13 protein-coding genes and 1 pseudogene are annotated in these 14,952 nt (G+C 62.5%); 7 read left to right on the top strand and 7 right to left on the bottom strand.

All coding sequences use genetic code 11. From position 1 onward, the window contains the following. The coding region (locus CDQ92_RS19810; RefSeq protein ID WP_144035843.1) for an IS256 family transposase at positions 1-780 on the top strand (780 nt) is incomplete at its 5' end. Here CDQ92_RS19810 and CDQ92_RS19805 read toward each other — a convergent pair. Further along, positions 761-1,399, bottom strand: coding sequence for a transposase family protein (locus CDQ92_RS19805; RefSeq protein ID WP_144035842.1), 639 nt, complete (start codon positions 1,397-1,399; stop codon positions 761-763). The genes CDQ92_RS19810 and CDQ92_RS19805 overlap by 20 nt on opposite strands. Further along, positions 1,323-1,826, bottom strand: coding sequence for a helix-turn-helix domain-containing protein (locus CDQ92_RS19800; RefSeq protein WP_088443990.1), 504 nt, complete (start codon positions 1,824-1,826; stop codon positions 1,323-1,325). Before CDQ92_RS19800 ends, CDQ92_RS19805 begins: the two co-directional genes overlap by 77 nt. A 319-nt stretch (positions 1,827-2,145) precedes the next feature. Between CDQ92_RS19800 and CDQ92_RS21885 the strand changes: the two are divergent. The 4 genes and pseudogenes from CDQ92_RS21885 to CDQ92_RS19785 all read left to right on the top strand — a co-directional run. After that, positions 2,146-2,409: pseudogene (locus CDQ92_RS21885) on the top strand (DsbA family protein); the annotation flags it as partial. Next, positions 2,406-2,735 (top strand): DsbA family protein, encoded by a 330-nt coding sequence (locus CDQ92_RS21880; RefSeq protein ID WP_268239197.1) that lies wholly within the window; start codon positions 2,406-2,408, stop codon positions 2,733-2,735. The pseudogene CDQ92_RS21885 and the gene CDQ92_RS21880, both read left to right, overlap by 4 nt. 29 nt (positions 2,736-2,764) lie before the next feature. Next, complete coding sequence (locus CDQ92_RS19790; protein ID WP_088444000.1) at positions 2,765-4,948, top strand: TonB-dependent receptor; 2,184 nt, start codon at positions 2,765-2,767, stop codon at positions 4,946-4,948. Positions 4,949-5,108: 160 nt separating this feature from the next. Then, positions 5,109-6,752 carry a long-chain fatty acid--CoA ligase gene (locus CDQ92_RS19785; RefSeq protein ID WP_201792080.1) on the top strand — a complete coding sequence of 548 codons (1,644 nt, stop codon included), beginning with the start codon at positions 5,109-5,111 and terminating at the stop codon, positions 6,750-6,752. Positions 6,753-7,414: 662 nt separating this feature from the next. Here the strand turns inward: CDQ92_RS19785 and CDQ92_RS19780 are convergent. Together CDQ92_RS19780 and CDQ92_RS19775 are read right to left on the bottom strand one after the other, a co-directional pair. Beyond that, complete coding sequence (locus tag CDQ92_RS19780) at positions 7,415-7,621, bottom strand: hypothetical protein (RefSeq protein WP_088443989.1); 207 nt, start codon at positions 7,619-7,621, stop codon at positions 7,415-7,417. A 19-nt stretch (positions 7,622-7,640) separates the two neighbouring features. Beyond that, positions 7,641-8,135, bottom strand: a complete 495-nt coding sequence (locus CDQ92_RS19775) for a MarR family winged helix-turn-helix transcriptional regulator (protein WP_088443998.1) — start codon at positions 8,133-8,135, stop codon at positions 7,641-7,643. A 74-nt stretch (positions 8,136-8,209) separates the two neighbouring features. On the opposite strand from CDQ92_RS19775, the gene CDQ92_RS19770 reads away from it, so the two are divergent. Further along, positions 8,210-9,085 carry an alpha/beta fold hydrolase gene (locus tag CDQ92_RS19770; RefSeq protein WP_088443988.1) on the top strand — a complete coding sequence of 292 codons (876 nt, stop codon included), beginning with the start codon at positions 8,210-8,212 and terminating at the stop codon, positions 9,083-9,085. After that, the gene (locus CDQ92_RS19765; RefSeq protein WP_088443987.1) at positions 9,082-9,492 is read left to right on the top strand and encodes a hotdog fold thioesterase; all 411 of its coding nucleotides are present in this window, start codon (positions 9,082-9,084) and stop codon (positions 9,490-9,492) included. Before CDQ92_RS19770 ends, CDQ92_RS19765 begins: the two co-directional genes overlap by 4 nt. Before the next feature lie 285 nt (positions 9,493-9,777). Here the strand turns inward: CDQ92_RS19765 and CDQ92_RS19760 are convergent, their stop codons facing one another. The 3 genes from CDQ92_RS19760 to CDQ92_RS19750 form a co-directional block, all read right to left on the bottom strand. Then, positions 9,778-11,010, bottom strand: a complete 1,233-nt coding sequence (locus CDQ92_RS19760) for a serine hydrolase domain-containing protein (protein ID WP_158213915.1) — start codon at positions 11,008-11,010, stop codon at positions 9,778-9,780. A gap of 61 nt (positions 11,011-11,071) precedes the next feature. Further along, complete coding sequence (locus tag CDQ92_RS19755) at positions 11,072-12,619, bottom strand: carboxylesterase/lipase family protein (protein WP_158213914.1); 1,548 nt, start codon at positions 12,617-12,619, stop codon at positions 11,072-11,074. 55 nt (positions 12,620-12,674) lie between these two features. Further along, entirely contained in the window at positions 12,675-14,912 is a 2,238-nt protein-coding gene (locus CDQ92_RS19750; RefSeq protein WP_158213913.1) for a TonB-dependent receptor, read from the bottom strand. Positions 14,913-14,952 lie beyond the last annotated feature (40 nt).

The following is a 14,952-nucleotide window of genomic DNA, read 5'->3' as shown; positions in this document are numbered from 1 at the left end:
GAGGTCGCAACCTGGCAGCAGCGGCCGCTCGATCCGATTTACCCGCTGGTCTTCTTCGATGCGATCCGGGTCAAGATCCGCGACGAAGGGATGGTTCGCAATAAAGCCATCCACATCGCCTTGGGCGCCCGCGCCGATGGCGCAAAGGAGGTGCTCGGGCTGTGGCTAGAGCAAAATGAGGGTGCCAAATTCTGGCTGCGCGTGATGAACGAGCTCAGGAACCGCGGCACAGAGGATATCCTGCTTGCCGTCGTCGACGGTTTAAAAGGCTTTCCCGATGCGATTACCGCCGTCTTTCCCGAAACAGTCGTTCAAACATGCATCGTCCATTTGCTGCGCAACTCCATGGACTTTGTATCCTGGAAGGATCGCAAAGGGCTGGCAACGGCACTCAAGGAGATTTACCGCGCCTCAAGCGCTGATGCTGCCGAGCAGGCGCTGACGGCATTTGAGGCCAGTCCCTGGGGCCTGCGCTATCCCGCCATCGCTCAGAGCTGGCGGCGTGCCTGGGCGGAAGTTATCCCATTTTTTGCGTTCCCCGACGAGGTCCGCCGGATCGTCTACACCACAAATTCTATCGAGGCGCTGAACTCGAAGCTCAGGCGGGCCGTCCGCGCAAGGGGCCATTTCCCAAGCGATGAGGCCGCGACCAAACTGCTCTATCTGATCTTGAACAGATCGGAGAAAGAGTGGAAGATGCCGCCACGTGAATGGACTATGGCAAAGGCACAATTTGCCGTGATCTTCGGCGAACGTTTCATCAGGGCCATGTCGGCCTGATGGTCAACCGCCCGCCCGCACACGAAAATCCTGACAGTCCCATGTAGCGCACGGTGTTATCGGCCCCCACCTGCCGGTCTTCCTGGACGCACAGGATATTGTCGATGTCGAAGCCGGGGATGGCTACGAAGGCCGACGCCTCCATCTCGGGCGCAACGGCGAACTGCGCGTTGTGACGGGGGAGATAGACCTCGGTGAGATAGTGGTTCGCCGCTGCCATATCGGCGATGCCCGCCAGCTTCAGCTCGTTGACCAACCGCCCCTGCAAGGTGCCGAATGCCCGCTCCGAACGCCCGCGCGCCTCGGGCGAATAGGCCGCGATATGATCGATGCCGAGTTGGCGGAGCGCTCGCCCAACCTCGGTCGGGCGCGATTTGTCGACCTTGCCGCCCGCTTCGGGCGTGAAGAAATAATGGCTGCCCCGGTCGGTGTACAAAGAGCAGAAGAGCCCGTGTTTTGCGATCGTCTCATGGATGCCGCGCAGGCTCGAGTTGGTCCCTTCCTGCTTGCAGAAGAACGCCGAGGTGATCTCGCTCGTCGCATCATCGAGCGTCACCACCAGGTCCGCATAGCCCTCGCCATACCGGCAGTGCGTGCTCGCGTCCTGATGGATCATCATCCCCCGCATCGGCTTGCGCGGGCGCTTGAGACGGTGCGTTCCACCACGCTTCGGGCCTCACCAGGCCCGCACTCAACAGCGCCAGGCGCGTCCAGGTATAGCCCCGGCGCAGGCTGTGATCGCGCCGCGCCAGCTCGTGAAAATGACGCATGTTAAATCCCGCATATCGATCTCGGTACAGCTGCGTGAGCTCCTCGACTTCTGCATCCGCCGCCCGCTGCCGCGATACCTGCCCAACCCGGCGATCCCGCAATCCAGCAAATCCGTCCTCGTCATACCGGCTGCGCAGCCGCAGAAAATGACGTGGGCTACAACCCAGGATCATCGCCGCATCCGAACAACTCAGTCGCCCAGCCCCAACCGCAAGGTAAAGCTCCTCAAAGCGCTCCATCCGTATCGCCTCCGTCAATGCCCGATTGCGCCGCATCTGATGACTCCCTTCGCTCGGAGATCATCCAGACACCAAAATCGGACATATGACGCGTCAACTCATCGGACATACCTCGTGCGCACGACACCCATTGTGCAATGGGTTGCCCAATGATCTAAATTGCATTACATGAATCATGTTGCATAATGTGCGACGCGTCAACCAGACTGGTTCAGACGTATAAAGTCAAAAATGGCTTAAGATTTGGGAGTGCGAAATATGGCGGGTGTGACCGAGCTGGGTTATCTAAGCTTGTCCGTATCAAAGGCTTCCGGCAAAATTACCGCGAGATGGTGTGCATCGGAGAGATGGTCTCATGACCACCACCATCGATTTCTACTTCGATTTGATCAGCCCGTTCAGCTATCTTGCACAGTTGCGGCTGCCGGAGATTGCGCGCCGACACGGTCGGGCGCTGGCCTATCATCCAATCGACATCCCCGAAGCAAAGATTGCGGCGGGCAATTACAGCCCGTCCAACCGCGAGGTGCCGGCGAAGATAAAGGTTCTGACCGCGGATCTGCAGCGTTGGGCTCGGCGGTACGACGTGCCGCTTACCTTTCCATCGAGCTTCGAGTGCGGAGACTGGAACACAGCCGCAATCTTCGCGGCCCGTCATGGTGCCGCCGAAGGCTTCGTGCAGATGCCTATCGGCGCATCTGGGGCCTCGGAATCGATCCGCGAGACCGGGACGAATTGCGCGCCTCGGCGGCAGCGGCGGGTCTCGAAGCCGATGCCGTCATGGCCTTCGTGGATTCGAAAGAGGGCAAGCGCGCCTATCGCGAAGCGCGGTCGAAGGCTTACGCCCGCGGCGTATTCGGCGCGCCGCTTATGTTTGTCGACGACCAGATATTCTGGGGAAACGACTGGCTGGATTTTCTTGAAGAGCATGTGCGGACGAATTGAAAAAAGAATCAGGGAGAGGGAGAATGGACATGACGACCAACAGAAATAATAGCGGGCGCGCCCTCGCAGGCGGTATCGCACTTTTCGCACTGGCCTGGAGCGCGGCCGGCCAAGCCCAGGACACGGTCCCGGCTGCCGAAGCCGAGCCCGAGGCGCAGTCGAGTTCGGGCATCTCCGACATCATCGTGACGGCTACGCGCCGCGAGGAACGACTTCAGGACGTTGCTGTCGCCGTCACGGCGATCACCGGCGACTCGCTCTCGGCGGCAGATGTTTCGACGGTGCGCTCGTTGACCCAGGTGGTTCCCGGATTCATCGGAAGCCGCAACATGGGTGTGTTCCAGCCCGTCATTCGCGGTGTCGGTTCGACCGGCATATCGATCGGCGACGAGCCTAACATCGCGACCTATGTCGATGGTGTCTACCAGCCAGAGTCGGCTGCCAACTGGATCGACCTTGTCGAAGTCGAGCGCGTGGAAGTGCTGCGCGGTCCGCAAGGCACGACATTTGGCCGCAACGCTACCGGCGGCCTCATCAACGTGATCACCCCCGATCCAAGTTTCGACCTGCGCGGCAAGGCGTCGCTGCGTTACGGCCGCATGCGCAGAGATGCGGGCGATTATGACGCCCGCTTCTATATCACCGGCGGCCTTAGCGATAAATTGGCTGCCGATTTTGCCGCCCTCTATCGCAAGAATGACGGCTATATCGACGATCTGGTGCGCGGCGGCACGCTGGGCGACCAGGAAGTGATCAACTTTCGCAGCAAGCTGCTTTGGCAGCCTTCCGACAATGCCAAGGTCATCCTGACCGGCGAATTCTTCGACCAGAACAGCACGACCAATTCGCCCCAGCCGGTCAATGGGAATACGGCGGGCCGTCGCTTCGCGGGCGTTATACTGCCGACGGATGCCTGGCAGGCGTCACTGACCAGCATTCCGACGCTGGACCTTCGGCGCTGGAGTGCGGCGCTGCATGTAAAACTCGAGTTCGACGGCTTCAACCTCGAGGCGACGAGCGGCTTCATGAATCTGCGCTGGTACCAGGAAACCGATTCGGACGCCTCGAACATCTTCCTCGGTAATTTCCCTGCAACATTTGCGACGGAATCGGGGAGCCAGGAAATCAAGTTCACGTCTGCCGACCCCGGCCGATTCCAGTGGCTCCTGGGCGGCTATTTCTACCAGTTCGGCGGCCATTCTGGGTTGGATATCGTCACGTCGCCGGGGCCTGGAATCCCTCCGACCACCCTCAACCTTGATCCCGCACTATCGGGTCGCTCGTTCGCGGGCTTTGCCGAAGGAACCTACGAGATCGTCGACGACCTGTTCATCACTGTTGGCGCGCGGTACACCACCGAGCGGCGGACCTTCGAACAGGTCGTTAATGGAAATCTGGTCGTTCCGAAGACCGCCAAGTCGTTCAACAAGTTCAACTATCGCGGCGCAGTCCGGTACCAGTTCGCACCCGACGGAAGCATTTATGCAAGCTATGGCACCGCATTCAAAAGCGGCGTCTACAATATGGCGGGCACATCGCCGAATCCGGTCAATCCCGAGAACATCAAGGCATGGGAGGCCGGCATCAAGGTCGACCCCTTCAATTGGCTCCGCACGAACCTCGCCGTTTATCACTATACGTACGACGATCTGCAAGTTCAGGCCAAAGACGCGTCGGGTCCGAGCTACGTCCTGCAGAACGCAGCGAGCGCCAAAATCTATGGCGGCGAGTTCGAGGCGATTATCCAACCGATTGACGATCTCAACATCCGCGGCTCGGCGGCCTACAGCCACGCGCGCTATCGTGATTTTCCGCTCGCGCAGAGCTTTTTCCCGCGCCCCGACGGAGGCAACACTGTTGCCCCGGCGGACGCGTCGGGTAACGTGATGACCCGCGCCCCGAAGTGGACGTTCAACCTGGGGGTCGATTGGGGCCATGAGTTCGATGCAGGGCGCCTTGGGGTCTCGGTCAACACCTTCTTCTCGACCCGGCTCTATTATGACTTCCAGAATATTTTCTCCCAGCCGAGCTATACCCTTACCAATGCGTCGATATCCTTTGCCCCAACCGGTGATCGCTGGAAGTTCAGCCTCTGGGCGACCAACCTCACCAACGAAAAGGTCTTCCAGACCATTCGTGTCGGGGCGCAGGCAACTGACGGCTTTTACGAACAGCCAAGAAAAGTGGGCGTCAGCGCCGAACTCCGGTTCTGACGCGCCCAAACGCGGTCCAAGGGCTTGATCCCGCGGATCGCGTGCGGCCGGGCTGCCGCCGTGTCCGCCAGCATGAGCCTCGGTGGCTTGTGCTGGCGGACTTTGTTTGCTGTCGCGTAAAGACGGTCCGTTCAACTGCTACTTGTCGAAGGATGCATGCATGACGATCACGGGACAAATGCAGCCTGCGCAACTGGCGATCGGCACGATCCTGACATATGCCGCCGCCGCGCACGCAACCCGGGAAGTGGTGTCGCGCGAAATCGGCAGCGATCGGTTGTGGCGTTATGATTATGCTGCGCTCGCCCGCCGGGTAGCGCAGGCTGCCAACATGTTCACCCTTGCCGGGATCGGGAGCGGTGACCGGATATCGTCGCTCGCCTGGAACACGCACCGGCATTTGGAACTCTTCTACGCGGTCCCGGGCCTTGGGGCAGTGCTTCACACCGCCAACCCCCGGCTCCCCGACGATCAGCTGATCTTTACCTTGAACCATGCCGAGAGTCGCATATTGGCGTTCGAGCCCAACCTCGCCGCGCTCGTCGAGCGGATTGCGCCCAGCCTCCCGCATATCGAAAAATACATCGTACTGTCCGACGAAGGCGTTGGCGTCGGCGAGGGGTTCGGGGCGCTGGCCTATGAGCCCTTGCTCGCGGTGGCACCGGTCTCGATCACGTGGCCCGAAATCGATGAAAATTCCGGGGCGTTTCTTTGTTACACCTCGGGGACCACAGGCGATCCCAAGGGGGTTCTCTACAGCCACCGGGCAGTCGTTCTGCATGCGATGGGAGCGGGCCTGGCGAGCGCGTTCGGCCTCACGTCGTTCGATTGCGTGATGCCTTGCTCCTCGCTCTATCACGCCACCGCCTGGGGCCTTCCGTTCGTGGCGCCGCTCTGCGGCGCCAAGCTCGTTCTTCCTGGCGACCGCATGGACGGTCCTAGCCTCCAGGCCCTAATCCGAGGGGAGGCGGTTTCTTTTACCGGTGGGGTGCCCACGATCTGGACCATGTATCTCGCCCACCTCGAGGCAACCGGCGGCGACACGGGAACGCTCAAGCGGATTATGATCGGGGGCTCCGCCGTACCTCGCGCGATGGCAGAAAGCTTCAAGGCCGACCATGATGTCGATGTCCTTCAGCTCTGGGGAATGACCGAGACCTGCCCGCTCGGCGTGATCGCAACACCGACGCCGGCCGTCGCGGACCTCGGCGAGGCGGCGATGCAGGATATATTGTGGACGCGGCAGGGACGGCTCCAGTTCGGCGTCGAGATGCGCATCTTGGGCGAAGACGGGCGCCCCTGCCCCCATGATGGGGCGACGGCAGGCGCGCTACAGGTGCGGGGTCCGTGGGTGGTTCAGCGCTATTTTCGCCAGCCAGCGGATTGCACCGATGTCGACGGGTGGTTCGATACCGGCGATGTCGCGACACTCGACGCCCAGGGGTTCATGCGGATCACAGACCGCACCAAAGATGTCATCAAGTCCGGAGGAGAGTGGATCAGCTCGATCGACCTTGAGAATGTTGCCGCTGGGTGCAGCGGGGTCAAGATCGCCGCGGTCGTCGGCATACCGCACCCTAAATGGGAAGAGCGCCCGCTCTTGATCGTCGAGCCTCATGATGGAATCCTTCCCGACGAAAAGGAAATTCTCTCGACCTTATCCGCGGAATTCGCGAGATGGCAGCTGCCTGATCGTGTCCTCTTCGGCGCGGTGCCGCTTACGGCGACAGGGAAAATCGACAAGAAGCAACTGCGCGAACGCTATGGGAGTGTCTACGCAGCTTCAGGGAACAGGGCCCGATGACTCGGCTGCGATCGCAGCGCAGCGAGAAGCTTGTCGTCGCAAGCTTCAACCATTAGCGTTGGAGCCGCCGCTCCAACATTCACCACCTCAAATCTACTAATCAGTCCGTCTGTACTGTTTGTTTTGATTCGGAGCACCCCCAAGTCCCGAGAGGGGCGTCATCATGACCGGGGCGATGGGCTGCGCGGCACCCGGCGGCGTAGGGTTGTTTTCGCCCGCTCATCGCGAACGTTCGTTCCTTCAACGCGCAGGGCCCGAGGTAAGAGCGGCCGGCTTCAGCGAGCCCGTCGACGAGCGATCTGGTCGGCCCCGCTCGCCCCGATATCAGACGTGTTGCGTCGGGCGATCCGCCGAAAGGGGAAGCACTAGCTTGTTCGGTACCCGACCCCGTGCGAGCCTTTTCAGGATTGGAAGCGCGTTGGGATAGGCGTCGGCGAATGCCAGAGGCTGACCGTCGGCGCACAACCTCACTTCAAAGACCGCCCCGGCGCCACAGGCGCAGCCACCGGCACTCTGTCCTCGCAAGAAGCGCTCGGGTTGAGCCATGTCGGTCTCCAAGCAAAAGTTTGTTTCCTAGTAGACAACACGTTGCACGAAATAGCTCGTCGGTCAATTGACGTTGGCACGCGAAGCCAAGAGCGGTCCGCCTCGCGGGAGGACGCTCACAGCCGAACGATCGTCGGCTCGATCGGACTATTCTGCTGACACCGCAGGAGGCAGGTAGGGCTCTGTGTCGCCATATTCGCAATTCGGTAGTCGTCAGTGCTGGCGACCTGGTGCAGGGGGGACAGAACGGCGGCGGTGCGCCGCAGACGCGAGCGGCGCAAGTTGGGGATATCGGCTTGCTGACGATGAATGGTGTCGGCCATTTCAAATCTTTCAGTGCTTCTATCGAGGAGGCCGGTCTTCCGATCCGCTTTCGAGATTGCCGGACATTTTCGTCAGCAATGCGCGGACCGCGCGTATTTCAGTCGGTGAAATCATATGGAGCAGCCGCGCGTAGATCATGTCGGCTTCGGCGCGCAGCTGGGGCAGGATTTCGATCGCTCGGGGCAAAAGATGAAGCTCCCAGACGCGCCGGTCGCCCTTGGCAGCGCGCCGTTCCGCGAGCGCCATTCTTTCCAGCTGGTCGACAACATGGCCAACGCTGGCACGCTCCAGTTCGAGGCATTTGGCGAGGTCCGTTTGGGTCATGCCCGGGGTCCGATAGATATAGACGAGCGCGCGCCACTGGGTTCGCGTCAATCCGAAGCGTGCCGTTGAGGCATCAAACATCCGGCGCAGTTTGCGGGGTACTTCCTCGATGAGAAAGACAAACTCGTCTGAGGCCGTCAGAAGACTTTTCGCGGGGGAGATGCCGCTCGTATCGCGAGGTTCAACCATCGTCATGGACTGTACAGCCAACATCATATTCTGAAAACCCTTTACTGTAAGATATGATACAGTATGGTAGTTGAATGATTGATCAGTCGATCACGCTTGCCGGGAAAGCGGGCCATGAAATCGCAGCGTCGGTCGATGGCCCGGAACTCGGATTCCCGGTAATCCTCGCGCACGGTGGCGGACAAACCCGAAGGGCATGGAGGGCGGTAACCCACCGGCTCGCGAGCCATGGTTTCCGGACCATCGCAGTCGATATGCGGGGGCACGGCGAGAGTGCATGGGCCAGCGACGGAGCCTATGATATCTCCGATTTTGCGGCCGATCTTGTCGAGATCGCTGCGGCGATGGCGAGCAAACCGGCGCTGATTGGCGCGTCGCTTGGCGGGCTGGCCGGGGTCATCGCCGAGGGAAAATGCGCACCGGGAAGTTTCGGATCGCTGACGCTGGTCGACGTGACACCTCAGATGGAACCGAGCGGCGTCGCCCGCGTGGTCGGTTTCATGGCGGCCCATGCGCGCGATGGTTTTGCGTCGGTGGAAGAGGCCGCACAGGTCATTTCCGACTATCTGCCCCATCGCCCCAGCCGGAAGGCTTCAGCGGGGCTGGCACACTATCTGCGCCGCAAGGACGATGAACGCTTCTATTGGCACTGGGACCCCGCCTTCATCGAAAGAGTGACGCAGCAGGGCGGCGTCTCCAGCGACCATGGCCGCACCGAGCTCAGCGCCGCCGCTGCCTGCTTGACCTTGCCGGTGCATCTGATCCGCGGCGGGTCAAGCGACCTCGTCTCGCTGGAAGCCGTCAAGCATTTCCAGGGCCTTGTCCCTCATATGGCGTATAGCGACATCGCGAATGCGACTCATATGGTGGTGGGGGACGAGAACGACGCTTTCGGGCAATCGATCCTAGAGTTTTTGCTCGGCATCCATGAAGCGGAGATGAAATCATGAATGCCCCCGCCGTCCCGGGGCTTGAGGAATTACGTGACCTATTGGCGCTGGCCCCTTTTCACCGCTGGCTCGGGCTCAGCATCGCTGAGGTCGGCGCCAACGAGTTGGTGATCTCCATGCCTTGGCGAGACGAAATCATCTCAAATCCGACGGTCGGCGCGGCGCATGGTGGCATCGTATCGGCTTTGATCGATCTGACCGGCCTCTATACGGTCATCGCGATGGGGGGTGCTGCGCGGGCGACGGCGGACCTCCATGTGGATTTTCACCGACCGGCCAAGCTGGGGCCGCTTCGCGCGATCGGCAGCCCGGTGAAATTAGGGCGGCAGATAAGCGTCGCGGCTACCCGGATCCTAGCCGCAGACGGAACCTTGGTGGCGAGTGGTAGAGGGGCCTACGTCGCCTGATAACCGCCCGAGGCGAGCCAATCTGCGCGGCCAGATGCATGCCCAGCAGCTTTCGGAGCCGAGGCAGTGGCGGCAGCGACACGCTTTTTGGCGACGTGTCCCTAGGCCGAACCCACGACCGGACGGCCGCGCATCGGCCATTCAGTCAAATCGGCTCCCTGCCGGTCACACGCGGGTTTGGCCGCTCGCCATTAAGCCGTCGACTTTGCCTAGTCCGACAGGCCAGCCACGCAGCGCATGGAGATCAAGTTCTCCTGTGCTGCGTGACTAGACTGCTGGGTCAGGTCAGGGCGCCGGGGTGCGATTCGCGATCGCATCCTCGATCAGATCCTGCATGACCTGTTCGAGCTCGACGCCTTTCCGGTCGCCTCCGCTCGATATTTCGGTGGCGATCAGGGCATAATAGCCGGTCTCGCGATCAATCCAGCCGGTCCAGCCGTAGGCGCCGGGCGAAGAATTGATCTTAGACGTCGCGCAGGCCGAAGGCGTGTCGCATTCGACAAAGGAGCCGAGCGCATATTCCCAGTTGCCCGCGCTCGCCGGAACGAAGACGCGCGGCAAGCCTGCGGTACGCTGCTGGGTGAAGGTCGTCATGTCGGTGATAAAGCTGCCGCCAAGGAAGGCACGCAGCAGTTTCGCATAGTCGCGCGGCGTCGAATAGGCGCCGCCCGCGACCCACGGGTTCGTGGGAGCGCTGCCGGCAGGGTCATACCAGGTCGTGCTCGTCATCCCGAGCGGGCTCGTTACATGCTGCGCGAACAGTTCGTGGAAGTTGCGCTGGCGTGACGGCGATGTGCCGGGCGCGATGCTGGTATCCTTCGCCTCGAGATAGGCTGCGGCGACTTGAAGGCCGTGCGGCCCATAGCTATATTGCGCGCCGGGAGCGTTACCCGGGCGCAGAATGTCGTAACGCAGATCGTGGATGCTTTTCGCGCAATTATAGAGCGTCATGGCCGGAAGCAGCTGACAGCCGCCAACGAGCGGGCTCGCATTGAAGCCCGACGTCATCGACAGCGCGTGCTTGAGTTTGACATCCTTCTTCGTTCCGATCGTCGTCCAGAAGGCAAGCGGCGGCCGCATCGGATCGTCGAGCGTCGCGATGCCCGCCTGCACCATGCGCATCCCCAGCGCGCCGGCGAACCATTTGGAGGCCGACGCAAGCGGGGTCACCCGATCGATACCAAAGCTGCCCTTCTCGTAAGCGAAGAGATAGTCGGGATCCGAAGCATTCCCGACGATGAAATAGCCGTTATCGACCTCGGTATCGGCGTCGATTGCCGCCTGTAACGCGGTCCAGTCATAGGTATAACCGCCAACGGTGGCCGAAAGGCTGGCGGCCGCGGCCGCCGATGCCACCGATGTCGACACATTCGCAGCGGGCGCCGCAGGCGGAAGCTGCACCATGGGACGCGCCTCGCCGCCATCGCCGCCTCCGAACCCGCCCTGCGCCGCAAAGGCCGCAGCCCCAACCATCGCCGCACCGGCGGCAAGCCACATCCATTTCGTTCGTCCAGCCATTTTCTCTCTCCCAGCTTCGTTGCACATCGTCGAAACGGAGGGTCGCGCGCGACCGGACGGGCTAGGGCCTGGACTGGCCGCCCCCGAAGCGAATCTTCAGCAGAAAGTCGAGCTGCGCCTTGCGAAAGCCGGCGACGACGCCCGACTCCGGCGCAAATTTTGCGAGACGGTCGCTTGTCGGATCGTAACGCGGCCAGTCGCGAACAAGTGCGCAGCCAGGAACGCCCGTCTTGGCGAAGCCAACCCAGCAGGCGGAGATGCCATCGCTGAAGCGACGATCCTCGTCACCGATGGCGCCGGCGACCGACGCAAAATAGTCGAGCGTCCCGAACAGATAGGGGATTTCAGACCCGTGCGCGGCGCCCTTGGCGCGGTCGCGCCGCGCCGCTGCGACATAGTCGAAATGATAGAGGTAGGATGGCGCACCAGCCGCCGTCCGGGCCGCGAGCCAGCGCGCCGGGGCGACGAACCAGGCGTCGCCCAACACCTGGCGCGCCAGTGCGTCATCGTCCAGCCCCGTGCCAAAGGCGGCGCGGCCCGCCGCTTGGTCGCGGCCGAGATAGGCGAGCGCCGCGGCGGGCGGCACGCCCATGGCGAGGATCACGCTCGCCTCGTTGCTGTTGGCGCCGACGAGGAGCGGAACGTCGATCGGCTCGCTCCGCGCAAAGACGCGCCACGGCGCTTCGCGCACCAGGTCGCCGTCGAGGATGGGGCCGACCATCGCGCCCGGCGTGCGGACATCACCCGCAGCGACGAGGGCGGCGGCGGGAAGCGCGCGAAGCGCGTCGAGCGAGGCCGAAGGCGGCGCGCCAGCGCGAACCGCCAAAGCGGCGCCGAGCGCCTCCTGTTCGGCAAGCGGGCGCGGATCGAGGAGGCCCACGCCCGACTGAACGATCGCGCGGGCAAACAGGCCCTTGGCTTCCGGCTGCGCGAGAATCGTCGTGACCCCGATCGCGCCGGCGGACTCGCCGAACAAAGTCACCTGCTCGGGATCGCCGCCAAAAACAGCGATGTTTTTCTGAACCCAACGCAACGCGGCCAATTGGTCCATCAGGCCATAATTGGCGAGCGCCTCACCCTGCGGCCTGGCCGCGCTGAGCGCCGGGTGCGCGAAATAACCGAGCGCGCCCAGCCGATAGTTGATCGTCACGAGGATCACGCCTTGCCGCGCGAAGGCGGTGCCGTCGAACGCCGGAAAGGTGCCCGAGCCGATCACATGCGCGCCGCCGTGGATCCAGACCATGACGGGAAGCTTGCGCGCCCCCGCCGGGCGCCAGATGTTGAGCTGGAGGCAATCCTCGGATTGATATTCTGCAACGCCGCCCGCGACGAGCGCGGGGCGCACAGTTTGCGGACAAGCGGGCCCGGGTTTCGCGGCGTCGCGAACCCCATCCCAGCGCGGCGGCGCCTGCGGAGCCCGCCAGCGAAGCGGGCCGACCGGAGGCGCAGCGAAAGGAATATCGAGAAAGCGCTCGACGCCCGCATCACGCGCACCGGCCAAGCGGCCCTGCGCAATCGTTGAGACAGGAGCGGCATCTGCCGCCGCGACGGGTGCCGATCCGAGCAGCGCCGCGGCACCGAGCAGTGCTGCCATCACCAAATGCCGCATTGCGCCCTCCTTCCCTTCCCGGCCTGCGGCCCGAGGCCGCGGGCGAGTGAGCGACCTAGAAAGAAATGCGTCCTTCGACGCCGATGACGCGGGGTTGGCTGTACCGGTTGATCGTCGGCGCCTGCGCGACAAAATAGACCTTGTCGAAGAGGTTGTTGGCGAAGGCGCTGACGCTGATCTTGCCGAAGTCGACGCCGACCCGAAGATTGACGAGGACATAATCATCGAGATCGACCGAGGTCGCCGTCAGCTCCTGCTTGCCGCCCCATTGACCGCTGACAAGGACATTGCTGGTCAGCGAGACATCCTTGGTGACCGGGTAGCGCAGGTTGAGGTTGGCCGAGGCGAGCCAGTCAGGAACCTGCGCGAGATCGAGCCCATCGTAGCGACCGCTCTTGACCTTTCCGCCCTGCCGCGAGCCGCTGAGCGCGAGACGGCCATTGCCTTCGCCAAGGTCGAAGCCCTGGCTGTACTCGGCCTCGATTCCCCAGCTTTTCGCATCGCCTGCGTTGGTCAGATAGGCGACCGCCGCGATCGGGCACGCCGGATTGGTGAGCGCGCAGCCATCGTCGACCTGCGCGATCAGGTCTTCAAGCTCGGTGTAATAGCCCGCGATTGCGAAATAGCCGCGCCGGATCGGACTGCCCTTGATACCGGCTTCGTAAGACGTGCTGTTTTCGTTGCCGAACAGCACCTGCACGGGACTCGGCGCGCGCGGATCGGAGAGGCGCGTGTTGAACCCGCCGGCGCGATAGCTGCTGCCGACCTTGCCATAGGCGAGGACGTTCGACGTCAGCTTGTACGAAAGCGTCGCATTGTAGGAGAGATTGTCGGCGTTGATGCTGTCGTCGATGATCCGGGATGGCCCGCCGGTGGGCAGGCCAGTCCCTAAATCGTAAAGCCGCGCCGAGATGTTCCGGCTGTCGCGCGTATAGCGCAGTTCGCCTGTCAGGTTGAGGCTGTCGGTGATGTCGAAACCGAGCGAGCCGTATGCGGCATAGCTTTCGAAATGGAGCCGGGCGGGGGCGATGTTGCCTGGCGAAGGATTGACAAGCGTCGGCGTGCGTGTCGTCGTCACCGAGAAATCGCTGTCGAGCAGCAGCATTTCGGCGCCGACCAGCCATGTGAAGCGATCGCTCGCCCCGCTGACATGAATGTCCTGCGAGAAATTGTCGGTCGTATCGATGACGTAGGACGCTGCGCTCGGATCGAGCGGGGTGAGCGCGCCGACCTGCCCCGCGGCGCGCGCGCGCGCCAGTTCGGCGGGGCTGATCGCGTCATTGTCTAGATCATATTCGGACGTGCGCTTGCGAAAGGAGGTTGTCGACGTGAGGTCAGCGCCGCCCAGATCGACGCGGACGAGCGCCTGAAGGCCGTCCACGTCCTGGCTAGCGCGCGGCGCGGTGTTCCAGGGGTAGCGAAAGCGATCCTGCGTATAACCGCCGGGAAAGCCTGGCGTGCCCGCGGGAATGGATATCTGGTAATGGATCGTCGGCGTGGTCAGCCGCTGCGTCTCGGCCGTGATGATCGCGTCGACCGGCCCTCGCTTCAGTCGGATCTGGCCGCGCAGTCCGTGCCCCTTCTGCTGATCGAAATAGACGTCATTATCGGGATTGTAGAAGAAGCCCTTGTCCTGCTTGACGAGATCGCCGCTGATGCGCATCGCCAAGCCATCGGCGAGCGGGACATTGATCGCACCCTGCGTCTGGAAGCTGTTGTTCTCGAAGCCATAGCGCGCGCTCGCCCAGCCCGAGAGATCGAATTCGGGTTCGGCCGAAATGATATTGATCGCGCCGCCGACCGCGTTGCGGCCATAGAGTGCGCCCTGCGTCCCGCGCAACACCTCGACTCGGCCGATGTCGAGCAGGTCGAGGCGGGTGAAGTTTCGCCCGCCCACTGGACCACCGGCGATATAGGCACCGTTGCGATACAGGCCGACGCTGGGGTCGCCATTGGTCGCGCGCGCGGTCGAAGAGGCGCGGATCGAAATCTCGGAGGTGATCGATGAGCTGAGATTGTTGAACCTAACGCTCGGCTGGTCGGCGAGCAATTCGCCGCTGCCGCTTGCGCCGCCGCGATCGGTGAGTGAGGTGATATCGATGACAGAAGCGGCTGTGGGAACGTCGGCGAGCCGCTCCTCGCGGCGCCGCGCCGTAACGACGATCGTGCCGTCGTCGTTCGCTTCCGCCGCGTCGGTAAGAGCTTCGGACGGTGCGTCTTGAGCGAAAGCAGGCGGAGCGACGGCTACCCAAATCGCGGCCGTGCAGAAAAGAAGGTTCGCCCTGCGTCCCATGGTCACTCTCCCCATTTTGTTATCGCATTTATTATCGATA

Origin of the sequence: Sphingopyxis bauzanensis, assembly GCF_002205675.1 — a bacterium.
Taxonomy (GTDB): domain Bacteria; phylum Pseudomonadota; class Alphaproteobacteria; order Sphingomonadales; family Sphingomonadaceae; genus Sphingopyxis; species Sphingopyxis bauzanensis.
This window is presented reverse-complemented; position numbering and strand designations above follow the sequence as displayed.

What these genes read in the sequence shown, in the direction of transcription:
- CDQ92_RS19805 (WP_144035842.1), bottom strand. Translation starts at nt 1,399, where the DNA reads ATGATGATCCATCAGGACGCGAGCACGCACTGCCGGTATGGCGAGGGC.
- CDQ92_RS19800 (WP_088443990.1), bottom strand. Translation starts at nt 1,826, where the DNA reads ATGCGGCGCAATCGGGCATTGACGGAGGCGATACGGATGGAGCGCTTT.
- CDQ92_RS19790 (WP_088444000.1), top strand. Translation starts at nt 2,765, where the DNA reads ATGACGACCAACAGAAATAATAGCGGGCGCGCCCTCGCAGGCGGTATC.
- CDQ92_RS19785 (WP_201792080.1), top strand. Translation starts at nt 5,109, where the DNA reads ATGACGATCACGGGACAAATGCAGCCTGCGCAACTGGCGATCGGCACG.
- CDQ92_RS19780 (WP_088443989.1), bottom strand. Translation starts at nt 7,621, where the DNA reads ATGGCCGACACCATTCATCGTCAGCAAGCCGATATCCCCAACTTGCGC.
- CDQ92_RS19775 (WP_088443998.1), bottom strand. Translation starts at nt 8,135, where the DNA reads ATGGTTGAACCTCGCGATACGAGCGGCATCTCCCCCGCGAAAAGTCTT.
- CDQ92_RS19770 (WP_088443988.1), top strand. Translation starts at nt 8,210, where the DNA reads ATGATTGATCAGTCGATCACGCTTGCCGGGAAAGCGGGCCATGAAATC.
- CDQ92_RS19765 (WP_088443987.1), top strand. Translation starts at nt 9,082, where the DNA reads ATGAATGCCCCCGCCGTCCCGGGGCTTGAGGAATTACGTGACCTATTG.
- CDQ92_RS19760 (WP_158213915.1), bottom strand. Translation starts at nt 11,010, where the DNA reads ATGGCTGGACGAACGAAATGGATGTGGCTTGCCGCCGGTGCGGCGATG.
- CDQ92_RS19755 (WP_158213914.1), bottom strand. Translation starts at nt 12,619, where the DNA reads ATGCGGCATTTGGTGATGGCAGCACTGCTCGGTGCCGCGGCGCTGCTC.
- CDQ92_RS19750 (WP_158213913.1), bottom strand. Translation starts at nt 14,912, where the DNA reads ATGGGACGCAGGGCGAACCTTCTTTTCTGCACGGCCGCGATTTGGGTA.